At 63.7% G+C, this 14596-nt stretch carries 9 protein-coding genes; 6 read left to right on the top strand and 3 right to left on the bottom strand.

Annotated features, from left to right (window positions below):
* Nucleotides 1-79 precede the first annotated feature (79 nt).
* Both DWB85_RS08335 and DWB85_RS08340 read left to right on the top strand, forming a co-directional pair.
* Nucleotides 80-2563: a TonB-dependent receptor gene (locus tag DWB85_RS08335; protein ID WP_239017264.1), complete on the top strand. Its 2484-nt coding sequence runs from the start codon at nucleotides 80-82 to the stop codon at nucleotides 2561-2563.
* Nucleotides 2564-2690: 127 nt separating this feature from the next.
* Nucleotides 2691-4214, top strand: a complete 1524-nt coding sequence (locus tag DWB85_RS08340; RefSeq protein WP_239017265.1) for an arylsulfatase — start codon at nucleotides 2691-2693, stop codon at nucleotides 4212-4214.
* A 21-nt stretch (nucleotides 4215-4235) separates the two neighbouring features.
* Here the strand turns inward: DWB85_RS08340 and DWB85_RS08345 are convergent, their stop codons facing one another.
* Entirely contained in the window at nucleotides 4236-6053 is a 1818-nt protein-coding gene (locus DWB85_RS08345; protein WP_162846061.1) for a DUF3604 domain-containing protein, read from the bottom strand.
* A gap of 422 nt (nucleotides 6054-6475) precedes the next feature.
* On the opposite strand from DWB85_RS08345, the gene DWB85_RS08350 reads away from it, so the two are divergent.
* Entirely contained in the window at nucleotides 6476-8098 is a 1623-nt protein-coding gene (locus DWB85_RS08350; RefSeq protein WP_117953758.1) for an acetolactate synthase large subunit, read from the top strand.
* 30 nt (nucleotides 8099-8128) lie between these two features.
* Here the strand turns inward: DWB85_RS08350 and DWB85_RS08355 are convergent, their stop codons facing one another.
* Complete coding sequence (locus tag DWB85_RS08355; protein WP_133300588.1) at nucleotides 8129-8839, bottom strand: Crp/Fnr family transcriptional regulator; 711 nt, start codon at nucleotides 8837-8839, stop codon at nucleotides 8129-8131.
* A gap of 112 nt (nucleotides 8840-8951) precedes the next feature.
* On the opposite strand from DWB85_RS08355, the gene ilvD reads away from it, so the two are divergent.
* Nucleotides 8952-10598: a dihydroxy-acid dehydratase gene (ilvD, locus tag DWB85_RS08360; RefSeq protein ID WP_117953760.1), complete on the top strand. Its 1647-nt coding sequence runs from the start codon at nucleotides 8952-8954 to the stop codon at nucleotides 10596-10598.
* 10 nt (nucleotides 10599-10608) lie between these two features.
* Here ilvD and DWB85_RS08365 read toward each other — a convergent pair whose 3' ends face one another.
* Complete coding sequence (locus DWB85_RS08365) at nucleotides 10609-11526, bottom strand: NAD-dependent epimerase/dehydratase family protein (protein WP_117953761.1); 918 nt, start codon at nucleotides 11524-11526, stop codon at nucleotides 10609-10611.
* A 226-nt stretch (nucleotides 11527-11752) separates the two neighbouring features.
* On the opposite strand from DWB85_RS08365, the gene DWB85_RS08370 reads away from it, so the two are divergent.
* A complete protein-coding gene (locus tag DWB85_RS08370) occupies nucleotides 11753-12343 on the top strand; it encodes a LemA family protein (protein WP_117953762.1) in 591 nt (196 codons plus the stop codon).
* A 252-nt stretch (nucleotides 12344-12595) separates the two neighbouring features.
* Nucleotides 12596-14521, top strand: coding sequence for a M48 family metallopeptidase (locus DWB85_RS08375; RefSeq protein WP_117953763.1), 1926 nt, complete (start codon nucleotides 12596-12598; stop codon nucleotides 14519-14521).
* Nucleotides 14522-14596: the final 75 nt, after the last annotated feature.

Here is a 14596-nt window from a genome sequence, read left to right on the forward strand (position 1 = left end):
TTACTGCAACAACGCCGCTAATCGGCCCCTGATTATTTTAATAACTGCCCCTGAAACGGCAATCCGGAGGGAACACCCAATGCACAAGCGCCCCGCCCTGAAAACACTCACCGCCGCCATCATCGGCCTCGGCCTGGCCCAGCCGGTGCTGGCGCAACAGCTGGAAGAGGTCGTGGTGACGGCCACCAAGCGTGCCGAGAGCATGCAGGACGTATCGATATCCATGATCGCCATGAGTGGTGATTCAATCAAGGATATGGGCATTACCCGCGGCGAGGATTTTGCCGTCGATATTCCCGCCGTTGCCATCACCCAGAGCCCGATCGGCAACTTCGTGTTCATTCGCGGCGTCGGTACCCCCGGCGTCAACCAGGGTATCGAACAGTCCGTGTCGATTTTCCACGATGGTATCTACATGGGCCGCAGCCAGCTGGCCCGGGCACCGTTTATGGACCTCGACCGGGTCGAAGTCCTGCGCGGCCCGCAAAGTGTGCTGTTCGGCAAGAACACCATCGGTGGCGCCATTCACGTGATCAGCGCCAAACCCACCCAGGAAGTGGAGGGCATGATCAGCGGCCTGTACGGCTGGGAAGACGGCGAGAAGGAGATCACCGGCGTTATCTCCGGGCCAATTACCGATACCCTGTCCGGCCGCATTGCCTACCGCGGCTACGAACTGGATGGTTATCTGGAAAATGTCCTGACCGGCGAGGACGGCCCCGAGCGCGACGACGAGACCCTGCGCGTGCAACTGGCCTGGGACGCCACTGACACCTTGCTCATCACCGGCAAGTGGGAGCAGAGCGAATTCGAAAACCAGCAGGTGTCCACCCAGCTGGCTACCTTTGATCCCGCCCCCGGGGGGGTCGGTTTCAACAACCTCAACCAGGCCCTGGTGGCCAGCATAACTGGTGGCAATGGTAACGAGAAGTATGACGACGAACGCGCTGTCATCAACGATGGCGGCGCGGCCCTCGGCGAATTGCTTCCTGAATATGCCGGGCTCCCCGGTTTCCCGGATCTGCCGGAAGTGAGTAAAAACTCCATGGAGCTTGGCACGCTCACCATTGACTGGCTACTTGGAGAGCACTCCCTCACCGCCATTACCGGCTACGCGCACTACGACTACCGCGATATCTGCGACTGTGACTTCTCGGCCCTGCCCTTCATCCAGGTTGACGCCCGCGAGGACTACGACCAGTTCAGCCAGGAGATCCGCCTGACCTCTCCGGGCGGGGAAAAACTGGACTACATCGTCGGTTTTTACTATCACCAGAGCGATCTCGAGTACCGCGCCAGTGACAGTCTCGGCACCTCGCTCGCGGCTCCCCTGCTGGGCGCGCCGGCGGCCCTGACGCCCAACCTCAGCCGGGACTACAGTCTCGAACAGGAGCAGGACATGTGGTCGGTATTCGGCTCCGCCACCTGGAGTTTCACCGATGCGACGCGCCTCACCGTTGGCCTGCGCTACTTCGAGGAGAGCAAGGAAGCTGATCACCCCCTGAGCAAACGCTTTACCGATGGCTGGGACTACAGCGCCGCCGTGGGAGCCCCGGCGGGGACCGTCACCTATGGCGATACCGCGGCCGAGTATGACCGCTTCCTGAATGATTTCGCCGGCACCCCGATGACGACCATTTCCGAGGGCATCTATACCGCCCTCCTGGGTACCTTCGAGCACGACATCCGCAAGCGCAAGCGCGATGAAGAAGATGTCATGGGATCCATTACCCTGGAACACGACATCGGTGGCGATTCCATGGTCTTTGCCACCATCGCCAACGGCACCAAAGGTGGCGGATTTGACGCCCGGTTCCTCAAGACCACCGACGACCCGAGGTTCGAGTACGACGAAGAGACAGCGATCAGTTACGAGCTGGGTCTTAAAAGCTATCTGCTGGATGGCCTGATGACATTCAACGCCACCGCGTTCTACACCGAAGTTGACGACTTCCAGGTCAGCATCTTTGACGGGCAAACCGGTTTCGTCGTGCAGAACGCCGCAGAACTGGAGTCCAAGGGTGTGGAAGTTGATGTCAAGTGGGCGGCAACCGAATACCTGACCGTCGGCTTTGCCGGCAGCTACCTGGATGCGACCTACGCCGACTACGCCAATGGCCCCTGCTGGACCCTGTCCGGCAGTGAACCGGTCAATCGTGGCGGCTGCATCGACCGCGGCCAGTCGACAGAGCGCCGGGACGCTTCCGGTGACACCATCAACTATGCACCGGAGTGGGCCTACAACCTCAACTTCGATTACCGACAGCCGGTAGGCGACAGCCTGGAGGCGCGGGCGGTGCTGAACATCAATTACTCGGACGGTTACGCCACAGCCGGTGACCTCGATGAGATCTACACCTGGCAGGACGACTACACCAAGGTCGACCTGCGCCTGAGCCTCGGCGGAGTAAATGGCATGTGGGACGTGGCGCTGATTGGCAAGAACCTCACCGATGAGTACATCAGTGGCAACAGCGATGACCAGCCGCTGGTGCCCGGTAACGGCTTCGCCTCTACCGACCGCCTGCGCTCCTACGCCGTGCAGGCAACCTACAGATTCTGACTGCGAACCCCGTCAGGGGTGTTGGGGGAGCCCGACGGGCTCCCCCTTTTTTTCATTCGTGGCCAGGGCCACTGGACTATGGTTATACCGGGCACGACAAAACGGATCATCCTGGCGAGGACATGACATGATGCTATTTCGCGGCAATCTCTTATTCACCCTGTGCCTGCTGCTGTGCGGGCTGGCGCCACTGACAGCCCGGGCAGACAGCGACAAACCCAACATCCTCATCATCTGGGGCGACGATATCGGCATGTGGAATATCAGCGCCTATCACCGCGGCATGATGGGCGGCACCACACCCAATATCGACCGCATCGCCGAGGAAGGCATGATCTTCATGGATCATTACGCCCACCCCTCCTGTACCGCCGGACGCTCGGCCTTTATTACCGGCCAGTACCCCATCCGCACCGGGCTCAGCAGCGTCGGCCTGCCCGGGGCGGCCCAGGGCCTCTCGGCTGAGGACCCGACCCTGGCGGAAATGCTCAAGCCGCTGGGTTACGCCACCGGCCAGTTCGGCAAGAATCACCTGGGTGACCGCGACGAGCACCTGCCCACCGCCCACGGCTTCGACGAGTTTTTCGGCATTCTCTACCACCTCAACGCCGGCGAGTATGTGGAGCAGTACGATTTCCCCAAGGGTGAGGATGCCCGCGCCTTTGCCCAGAGGGGCGTTATCCACGCCTGGTCGGACCGCAAGCCCGAGGACCTCGGCGGCTTCGGCCGCAGGCGGCAGGAGGTGCTGGACGAGGAAGTGCTGGGCAAATCCACCGCCTTTATCCGCAAAGCCGTGGCCGCGGACAAGCCCTTCTTCGTCTGGCACAACATGACCCGCATGCACTACCGCACCAACCTCTCCGCCGAGTACCAGGACAGGAGCGGCTATGGCCTCTACGCCGACGGCATGATGGAGATAGACGACGATGTCGGTGTGCTGCTCGACCTGCTGGAGGAACTGGGGGTTGCCGACAACACCCTGGTGATGTTCTCCACCGACAATGGCGCCGCCTCCAACAGCTGGCCGGACGGCGGCAACCACCCTTTCCGCGGTGAAAAGGGCGTGGGCGGCTACGAGGGCGGATTCCGGGTACCCATGCTGGTCAAATGGCCGGGCAAGGTACCCGCAGACACGGCGACCGGTGAATTCATGACCATGGAGGACTGGGTGCCGACCATCATGTCGATGCTGGGACAGCCGGCGCTCAAGCAGCAGTTGCTCGATGGCCATCGCATCGGCAACCGCAGCTATCGCGTCCACCTGGACGGCGTCGACCAGAGCGCCATACTCACCGACACCGGCCCCACCGCCCGCGAGGAGTTTTTCTACTTCACCGAGACCACCCTGCACGGGATGCGCTGGGGCGACTACAAGTTCCTGTTCAAGTCACAGGACAAGTGGTTCAACGGTGTGCAGCAGCCGCTGGTGACGCCGGTGATTACCAATCTCAAGCTGGACCCTTTCGAGCGCTTCCAGCACGCCCGCGGTTTCGACGAGTGGCAGGAGAATCGCTCCTGGCTGCTGGGCGCGGTCATGCCGCGCTTCCAGGGATTCGTCAAGTCGCTGCAGGACTATCCGCCGCGCCAGCGCAGCTTCGACCTGGACATCGATGCGGTGATGGATTCATTGCATGCACCGGCAGCTCAATAGTTGCTGCTGGCGAGGGCCGAATCAGGGTGTATACCAGATTGGGGAGGTCCAGGCACGCTCCTGGATACTGACCGGCAAACCATCAGGCAGCTTCATACCGGTACGCACCGCATCGTAAGTCGACCAGCGCGGAGTCGGTATCTGCAACACCCGCGCGTAGTAGACAGCAGACGCGGAGGGGTCGAAATCAGGGTCGGTCCATTTGGCCTGTAACTGTACCTCGCCGATTGAGTTGCTATAGCTGGCGTCCTCGGGATTCACGGTATTGCCCACCGGCGGCACCCTGCCATCGGGGCCTGGTTCACGGTCATCTGACAGGGCGATGTCGTAGATTGCGTGTTGCTGCTCTCCGGCATCGTCTATCCAGCCCTTGATCACCTGTATCCGATCCAGATTGGCGCCTTCGGTTTCCCTGATCGCCTGGACCAGGAAGGTTGGCGCCGCGTTCTCCGGGGCTCCCTTCAGATCACCACCCATGGGGACCCCGGCAGCATAGGCCCTGTTCACGCCATCGGGGGCAGCCAGATCAATAGCCGACAGACCAAAACCGCCAAAAAAGCGCACTTTGAGACGGGGTCCGGAGGTGGCGAAGGTTTCCTTGCGCTGCAGTGCAGCAAACAGGGCGTCACGGGTATTGGCCTCAGCCCACACGCCGGCCAGGCCGCCGGAACTGAATTGCCTGACCTGTCTGGCACCGGCCTCACTCACCCCGGGCGGTCCCTGCAGCCGGTGCTCGGGATTGTTTTCGAAGCCGAATTTACCCGTGTAATTGTCTTCTTCAACCGCTGAGGCCGAATTGTGGGTATCGCTATCGCCGATGAAGCCGTACTTGAACGGATTACCCTTGCCGGCGGCGTCCAGTTTCAGGCCCCGGATCAGTGCCTCTCTCATGTATCCCCCCAACTTCTTTTCCGGTGGCGTGGCCGTGGACGCCAGGGTGTAGTCCCAGAGTTCAAATGCGGCAAACTCATCATTGGGTGTCAGCATGGGGTGGGTTTCCGAGGTGCCCTTGATCTGGGTCAGCTCATAGAGCGGCTCGTTACGCATCCGCGCCTGGGCGTAGCTACGGTTCAGCTCGCTGCCGCCAAAGGACTCTTCGACAGGAAACATCACCCCGTTGCTGGCATTGCCATTGTGGGGTACCGCCAACAACCTGGAGCCGGCGGCCCGTTGCGCGTCCATCCACTGCCACAGCTCCTCGGGCTTGTCGGTGTCGATGGCGGACAGCGGCTTGTCGGGAACCCTGTCTGTGTCGGCAAACAGCACCACCCGGTGCAGGTTGCGGTAGTCCGGCGCCGAGGTCCATTCAAAGGCAGCGAAGGTGGTGAACTCACCGGGAGAATTGTGGGCGTCGGCAATGTCCACCATGTCACGCCATACCGAGCGCGCTATCGCCGGGTCGCCCAGTACCGGGTCCGGATCGTCATAGTAAATACCATTCTGAACCTCGGTATAGGCATTGAACGAGGCTTCGGCGTCATCACCGGTGATCGCAGCGGCCAGCGGATGCTTGCTCAGCGGGCTGTCCGAATCTGCCATCAGCGGCAGGGCACCGAGGTACTCGGCGTGATCCGACACCGCGTACCAGTCCAGGGGGGCCTTGATTTTGAGTGGCGTACCATCGCCGCCGCCGGCTATCTGTTCGCCCCGGGCCCAGCGGTAGGCCTCGTCCGGCCCCGTCGCGGCGCCGTTGGCGAAGGCGTCGAAAGACCAGCTGGTGTGCACATGGAGATTGCCAAAATACACCTCACGCAGTGGCTTGACGTCAATTTGCGGCGCAGGGGACGCATGCAAAGCTGCCGGCGCGACCGCCTCCCCAGCCCCCCCGTCATCACTCACCAGTTTGGCAGCCTGATCGTTACAGGCTGCGAGAAGAAGGCTCAGGGTTATGGCTGTAACAGGCCTGTGCATGGTCAATACCTCAAATTCATCCAATTGTTATCCGCCCCCACCGGAGTGACACGCCGGTCCGGCAGTTTGATCTCTCGCCGACGGTGCTCGCTCGGCTGGACTCCCCGTAACAGCTTAGTCCACCCCCCGGCTCTCGCCACCCTGGCCGGCATGGCCGCGTGGCGACTGTCGTATAAGTGACACATTTTCCCGCTTGTTGTCTGCTATGGTGGCCATTGCATAGCAATGAGCGAGGCTGCCCCGGTCATCGTGCCGGGGAACTGGCCGGGCACGTCGTCTCAAAACAACTGCGCAGGAGCAGGTTCTGCTATCCTGAGCCGAATCGGGTTATTGACAGAGGATTTACCACCATGAACGGAGCACAGGCACTTTTCAACGCGTTAACGGCTGCGGGGCTCGATACCTGCTTTGCCAATCCGGGTACATCGGAGATGCAGCTGGTGTACGAGATGGGCAAGTCCGATGCGGTGCGGCCGGTGCTCTGCCTGCAGGAAAACGTGGTCACCGGGGCCGCCGACGGCTACGCCCGGATGGCGGGCAAGCCCGCCTTCACCCTGCTGCATGTGGGCTCGGGTTTCGCCAACGGCATTGCCAACCTGCACAATGCCGGGCGCGGCAACGTGCCGATAGTCAACATCGTCGGCGCCAACGCCACCTACCACCAGCCCAACTTCCCCGAGCATGAATTCATCGGCGGCAAGATTACCGAGGTCGCCCGCGCCGTGTCCCACTGGACCCGCGAGGCCCGGTCGGCCGCTGAAATGGGCCTGCTCGGCGCCGAGGCCGTCAGCCAGGCCATGACCGGCTGTGGCCGCATCAGCACCCTGATCGCGCCCACCGACTGCCACTGGGACCCGGCGCCGGACGCGCCGCAGCCTGCCGCGCCCGCGCCCAGCCCGCGGGTGTCCGCCGCGACCATCGACCAGGCGGCGCAGCTGCTGGGCAATGGCCGCAAAACCGGCATTCTGCTGGGCACCCATGCTCTGCGCGAGGAGGGGCTGGAAATCGCCGGCCGCATCGCCGCCACCACCGGGGCGCAACTGCTGGCCGAGACCTTCCCCGCGCGCCTGGCCCGTGGCGAAGGACGGGTCGAGGTACAGCTGGTGCCCTACTTCCTGGAGATGGCCCAGTTTTTCTTCGCCGAGTACGAGCAGATCCTGCTGCTGGGCGCCCTGCCGCCGGTGTCCACCTTCGCCTACGAGGGCTCGCCCGGCCACAAGGCGCCGCCGGGCTGTGAGCTTACCAGCGTTGCCACCCCCGACTTCGATGTCATGGCTGCCCTGGCGGACCTTGCCAGCGCGGTCAACGCCACCGCTGAGACCTCCGCCCGCTGCCAGCGGCTGGCGGCGGAGCAGCCCGAGGGCATACTCACTGCCGCCGGCGTGGGCCAGAGCGTCAACCTGCTGATGCCCGAGGACGCGGTGCTGGTGGACGAGAGCGCCACCGCCGGCCTGGACCTGTTCCAGCAGACCGTGGGCGCCCGCCGCCACGAGTACCTGTATGCGGTGCCGGGCGCGGCCATCGGCAGTGGCCTGCCGGTGGCGCTGGGGGCCGCTATTGCCGCTCCCGAACGCAAGGTGGTAGCACTGCAGGCCGATGGCAGCGGCATGTACACCAACCAGGCCCTGTGGAGCATTGCCCGGGAAGAGTGCGACATCACCATCGTGATCATCAAGAACGATGCCTACGCGATACTCAATGTGGAACTGGCGCGGGTCCGCGAGGGCGAGCCGACGGCGAAGATGCAGTCGATGCTGGAGCTGGACCGACCGACCATCGACTGGGTGAGCATCGCCAAGGGCATGGGCGTGCCCGCGGTGTCAGTGAATACCGGGGAGGAATTCCACCGGGAATTCCAGCGGGCGGTGGAGCAGCGGGGGCCGCGGCTGATCGAGGCCAATATCGCCCAGGACCTGCAGCCGGTGGTCGACCTGATACTGCAGCAGAAAGCAGCTCGCGAACAGCAGGGATAATGCCGCACCCCGGGACCGCGCCAGCGGCGGCTACTGGTAGCCCGGGGTAATCGGTTCCATCCCCAGCAGGTACTCGTACTGCTCCTTCAGCTGCTCCAGGTCCTGTATGTAAATACGCCCGTAACGCAACTCGATGCTGCCCTCACACACGAGGGCCTTGAGTTCCTTGTTGATGCTCTGCCGTGATGCCCCCAGCATTTGCCCCAGTTCCTCCTGGGAGATGGCGATATACAGCTCGCGCTCGGGATTGTTCGATTCGCGGCTGTAAGCCATGCGCAACACGCAGCGGGCCACCCGCTGGTGCAGGGTGAGCTCGCTCGCTTCCTCGTTGAGCGAATACAGGTAGCGCACCCGGTGGCACAGCATCACCGCGATCTTGCGATCCACCTCCGGAAATTTTGCGGTGAGCGTATCGAATCCGGCCCGGCTCAGCACGCGGACGACACAGTCGCAGGAGGCAATGGCGTGACTGACCCGGGTCAGGCCGTCGATCATACCCATTTCGCCGAAGCAGTCCCCGGGCTGGAACTCCCCGCTCACCACCTCTTTTCCCTCCAGCGAATAGTTGCACAGTCTGACCCGGCCCTCCACCAGCTGGTACAGCTCGTTGGGTTCGTCGCCCTGGCGGTACACGGCTTCGCCCTTGCCCAGCCGGCGCAGGCTGCTGAGCGCCTCAAAGGCACCCCGCGCCTCCGGGGACAGCTCGCTGACGAATGCATGCATGTGGGGAATGACTCGCAACGGCTAACCTCCTGGCCAATTGTCAAATGGTTTACAGATTTACCACCCCAAGGCCCGCATCATACCACCACAAACCAGATTCGCATCTCCCAGACCAGCGCAGGATTCCGCTATGAGCAAGCAAAAACGCAGCGACATTATTTCCCACAGCCCCAGCCCGATCATGAACATGTTCCGCAGCGGGCTCCTGCACGGTGCCGGCTACAGCACCCAGCGCCTGGCCAAACGGCCGCTGATTGCCATCGCCAACTCCCATAACGACCTCACCACCGGCCACTCGCACCTGGCGCTGCTGGCGACCCGGGTCAGGGAAGGCATTATCGCCGCCGGCGGCGAGGCGGCGGAATTCAACGTGCCGGCGCCCTGCGACGGGGTGGCCATGGCCCACGACGGCATGCGCTACGTGCTCGCCCAGCGCGACCTGATTGCCGATATCGTCGAGACTCACGTACGCTCCCAGCCCTTCGACGGGGTGGTGATGATCGCCAGCTGCGACAAGATCAATCCCGGCATGATGATGGCGATGGCGAGACTGGACCTGCCGGCCATTTACCTGTCCGGCGGCCCCGGGCAGATGAACATCCGCAATCACAGCGAGCCGCAGGCGTCGATCAATCACAGCGATTATGCCAACGACCCGGAGCTGACCACCAAAACCTTCACTTGCTCCACCTGTGGCGCCTGCGAGATCATGGGCACCGCCAACACCTTCCAGTGCCTGGCCGAGGTCCTGGGCATCTGCATCCCGGGCAGCGCCAACATTCCCGGCTGGCATACCGACAAACTGGAGGCGGCGCGCCTCACCGGCGAACGCATCGTCGGCCTGGTCAGCGAGGGGCTCAACGCCGGACAGATGTTCACCGAGACGTCAATGCGCAATGCGGTGATCACCAACATGGCCATCGGCGGCTCCACCAACGCCACCCTGCACCTGCCGGCGATTGCCCACGCCGCGGGCCTGCAGCTCAACCTTGACGATTTCGCGGCCGCCAAAGACGTGCCGACCCTGCTGGCGGTCAGCCCCAACGGGCCCTGGGGCATCCAGGACGTGTGGAGCGCCGGCGGCATGCCGGCGGTGCTCAAGCAGCTGGCGCCCCTGCTGGATACCTCCACCATGACCGTGACCGGCGAAAGCCTGCAGGCCACACTGGACGAGGCCACGGTGCGCAATGCAACGATCATCCCGCCGCTGGACAAGGCCTTTCGCTCGAGCGCCGGCATCGCCGTGCTCAAGGGCAACCTGGCTGCGGACGGCAGCGTGATCAAGGCGGCGGGGGTGCACGAGTCCATGCAGCAGTGCAGCGGCCCCGCGCGCTGCTTCGATTCCGAGGAGGATGCGCTGATTGCCATCAACAACGACGAGGTCAAGCAGGGCGAGGTGGTGGTGCTGCGCTACCAGGGGCCCAAGGGCTCGCCGGGCATGCCGGAGATGCTGGGCGCCACCATGGCCCTGAAAACCAAGGGCCTGAACCAGGCCGCCCTGGTCACCGACGGGCGCTTCTCCGGCGCCACCTCCGGCCCCTGCGTCGGTCACATCTGCCCGGAGGCCTCCGACGGCGGCGTGATCGCGCTGGTGGAGGACGGCGATATCATCGAGATCGACATTCCCAACTGCCGCCTTCACCTGCAGGTAAGCGATGAGGAACTGGCCCGGCGGCGGGAACAGTGGCAGCCGCTGGAGAAGCCCGTTCCCGCCGGCTTCATGCAGCGCTACCGCAAGCACGTGCGGCCCGCCTGCGAGGGCGCGGTGCTGGACTAGCCGCAGGCGTTCAGGCCCTGAGCTGAATATCCGGGAAGCGCTTTGCCAGGGCTGCCCGGATACCCGCTTTCCAGCCGTAGCGGCAGGGCCCGGCCAGGGCCCTGCGTTTTTCATTGTCGAGGATTTTCATCTGCCACAGGGCGTGATCGCCCTCGGTGACGGTCAGCGACAGCCCGGTAATATCCTCGATATAGGCCGCCATCTGTTCCACCGACACCGGCTCATCGCCGCCGAGGTTGACCACCGGCGCCGGTACCGCCGCGTGTGCCAGCAGGCCCTGGACCTGGTCGATGATGTCGTCCTGGTAAATGGGTGAGCAGTAACTCTCGCTACCGGCCTTGCGCTGGTAGGGCCAGCCATTCTTCATGAAGTCCACCAGCACCATGGGCACCCCGCCGTGGCCGTGCTCGCCATAGGCCACGTCCAGGCGGGCAATGATCGTCGGCAGGTTCAGGGACAGGGCCTGGAAGCGCACCACCGCCTCGGTGGCCAGCTTGCTCATGGCGTAATGCCGGGAGTAGTGGGAAAAACCGCCGAGCACCGCGTCCTCGGCAATCACCGCCTGGGGGTCGGGGTTGTCCCGGTAGATAGACGATGACGACATGTGGAAAAAGGCCTTTACCTCCCGGTAGCGCTGCATCAGAAAACCCGTGCCCTCGGCGTTGCGCATGCCCGCGTCGGCGGTTTTGGGGTCGGTATTGCAGCCACAGTGAATCACGTAGTCCACCGCCGGCAGGTGGGCCAGGTCGGCATCACCCATGGCAAACGCGGCGGTTTTTATTCCCCGGGCTTCCAGTTCCACTTTTGCCTGCGGGTCACTGAAGCGGGCGGCAGCCCAGACCTCATTGTTGCCCACCAGGGCCTCGGCGATGGGCCGGGCCACCTGGCCGGTGGCGCCGGTGACGAGAATCTTCTGGTTGTGCAGCATGGCGTTTGCCCTCTGTTAGCCGTCAGTTAAAAATAACCGAAACACCAGCGGGGAACCACGCCGGCCGACATCGCGCGGCATGGCATGGTAAACCCCCGGCCGCCAAATTGGCGGCGCGCCGCGGCAGTTGATGTGCGCCGACGGCCCGACAGACCCGCTTATTGCGGGCAACAGTTGCGTGGTACCATCAGGCTAACAACAATACTACAGCTGTGGGGAGAGACTCATGTCCGGCATCGTTTTCTGGTTGGTCCTGTTAGCGCTGGTTATCTACATCATCAGCATCTACAACCGGCTGGTGACCCTCAAGAACCGCTTCAAGAACGCCTTCGCCCAGATCGAGGTGCAGCTCAAGCGCCGCTATGACCTGATCCCCAACCTTGTGGAAACCGCCAAGGGCTATATGCAGCACGAGCGCGAGACCCTGGACGCGGTGGTCACCGCCCGTAACGACGCCGCGGCGGTGCTCAAGGCGCTGCAGGGCAGCGACCTGGGCGGCGCTGATATCGGCAAACTGGCCAGCGCCGAGAATGCCCTGCAGGGGGCACTGGGCAAGCTCAACGTGACCATGGAAGCCTACCCCGACCTCAAGGCCAGCGACAACATGCAGCAGCTGAGCGAGGAATTGACCACCACCGAAAACCGCGTGGCCTTCGCCCGCCAGGGCTACAACGACGCGGTGATGGACTACAACACCTACCGCCAGAGCTTCCCGCCGGTGTTCTTCGCCGCCAGGTTCGGCCACCCGGACGACGCCACCCTGCTCGAGTTCGACGATTCGGCGCAGATCCAGGCGGCACCGAAGGTGGAATTTTAGCGGCAGCCTCGCCGATGCTCACCCAAGCCGTCATCCCGGCGACAGCGGTGGTCCGCCATTGCGGGGACCTGGTGCCCTGAGAATTCGGGACCTAAGGTCCCACGGCGCTGGATCCCCGCTTTCGCGGGGATGACGGAAATGCGGAAATGCGGAAATGCGGAAATGCGGAAATGCGGAAATGCGGAAATGCGGAAATGCGGAAATGCGGAAATGCGGGGATGACGGAAATGCGGAAATGACGCAACATAAAACGTGAACTTCTTCCAGCAACAGGACATCGCCCGCCGCAACGCCCGCGTACTGGTGTTGCTGTTTTCCCTGTCGGTATTCGCCCTGATCCTGCTCACCAACGCGGCGGTCGCCGGTTTCCTGTTCTTCAGCGATGACTACAACGTCTACAACGGCGGCAGCGGCAACTTCGGCGCCTACTTCAGCTGGGAGCGGTTTGGCCTGATCGGCATCGGCATTACCGCCACGGTGGCGCTGGTGGTACTGGTCAAGTGGATACAGCTGTCCACCGGCGGCAAGACGGTGGCCGAGAGCATGGGCGGCGAGCGCATCCTGCCGCAAACCACCGACCGCGCCGAGCGTCGCTGCCTCAATGTGGTGGAGGAAATGGCGCTGGCGGCCAACATGCCGGTACCCCCGGTTTACGTCATGAACCATGAGCGGGGCATCAACGCCTTCGCCGCCGGCATCGTGCCCGCGGACGCGGTGGTCGCGGTCACCCGCGGCTGCATCGACCATCTCAAGCGCCACGAGCTGCAGGGGGTGATCGCCCACGAGTTCAGCCATATCCTCAACGGCGACATGCGCCTCAATATCCGCCTGGCGGCCATGCTCAAGGGCATCACCTTTATCGGCGATGTGGGCCATATACTGCTGCGCAGCACCAACCGGGTGCGCAGCGGGCGCAGTGACAAGGAAGGGGCCGCCCTGCCGGTACTGGGCCTGGCCCTGTGGATGCTGGGCTGGGTGGGCGGACTGGCGGCGGGCTTTATCAAGGCCGCCATCAGCCGGCAGAAGGAGTACCTGGCCGATGCCAGTGCGGTGCAGTTTACCCGCGACGCCGGCAGTATCGCCGACGCCCTCAAGGTGATTGGCGGCTACATACCCGGCACCCTGGTGCATGCGGCGCGGGCAGCTGAAATGTCGCATATTTTTTTCGGCCAGATCGAGCACCACCTGTGGCAGGTCTTCGCCACCCACCCGCCCCTGCAGGCGCGGATCAGGCGCCTGGATAAAAACTGGGACGGCAACTACATCCAGCGCAAGCCCCGGCATTATCCCAATCCGCCGGTGGATGCAGACGGCCTCGAGGGCATGGAGCGGGCCTCCATTGTCGCCGCCGCCATGGCCTCGGTGGCAACGGCGGCGGCCATGGAGCAGCCCCGGGCCGACGCCAGCTTCAGCGATGAGGCGCCGGACTTTGAGGAAGACACCGCCCGCCAGGAGGACATTCCCGTGGCCCTGGTTCGCCACAGCCATGAGCCCCTGGGCGCCCACGCCATTACCTGCGCCCTGCTGATCAACCCCCGGCCGGAAATTTACCAGCGGCAAATGGCGGTGCTGGAGGAGTGCGAAACCCGGGGCCTGCAGGCCCTGGCCCACACCCTGTACCCGGCGGTGGCGGAACTGGGGGCGCCCAGGCGCCTGCCGCTGCTGGAACTGTGCCTGCCGGCACTGAAATCGATCTCCCTACAGCAGTACCGCCGGCTGAAGACTACCCTGCTGAAACTGATCCAGGCGGATGCCCGCACCGAGCTGCACGAATGGTGCCTGTACCAGCTGCTGCGTCACTACCTCGACCCGGAATTCATCCAGGTCAAACCCAGCAGGGCGCGGTATCGGCGGCTGGCCAGGGTGGCGCAGCAGCTGCAGCTCGCCCTGTCGGTGCTGGCCCACGAGGGCGGCGGCGACAGCGAGACCGTGTTTGCACTGGGTGCCGGGGAGCTCGGCCTGGACAGCCTGACATTGCTGCCACCCGAACAATGCAGCGTGGCCGCCTTCAGCAAGGCAGTCCACGAACTGGCGGACTGCTACCCGCTGCTCAAGCCCCGGGTGCTCAAGGCGCTGGCACTGGCGGCGGGCGAGGACGGCCAGCTGACGCCGGAGGAGCGGGAAATCATCGCCGCCATGGCCGCGGTGATGGACTGCCCCTCACCGGAACTGCTGTAGCAAGTTCACCAATTTCAACCAGCCACTGGCCGCTGCCGGCCCCTGTGCTAACCTGCTTGATACGCCGCCGGATCG

The sequence above is a fragment of the Seongchinamella sediminis genome, assembly GCF_003457605.1.
Lineage (GTDB): Bacteria > Pseudomonadota > Gammaproteobacteria > Pseudomonadales > Halieaceae > Halioglobus > Halioglobus sediminis.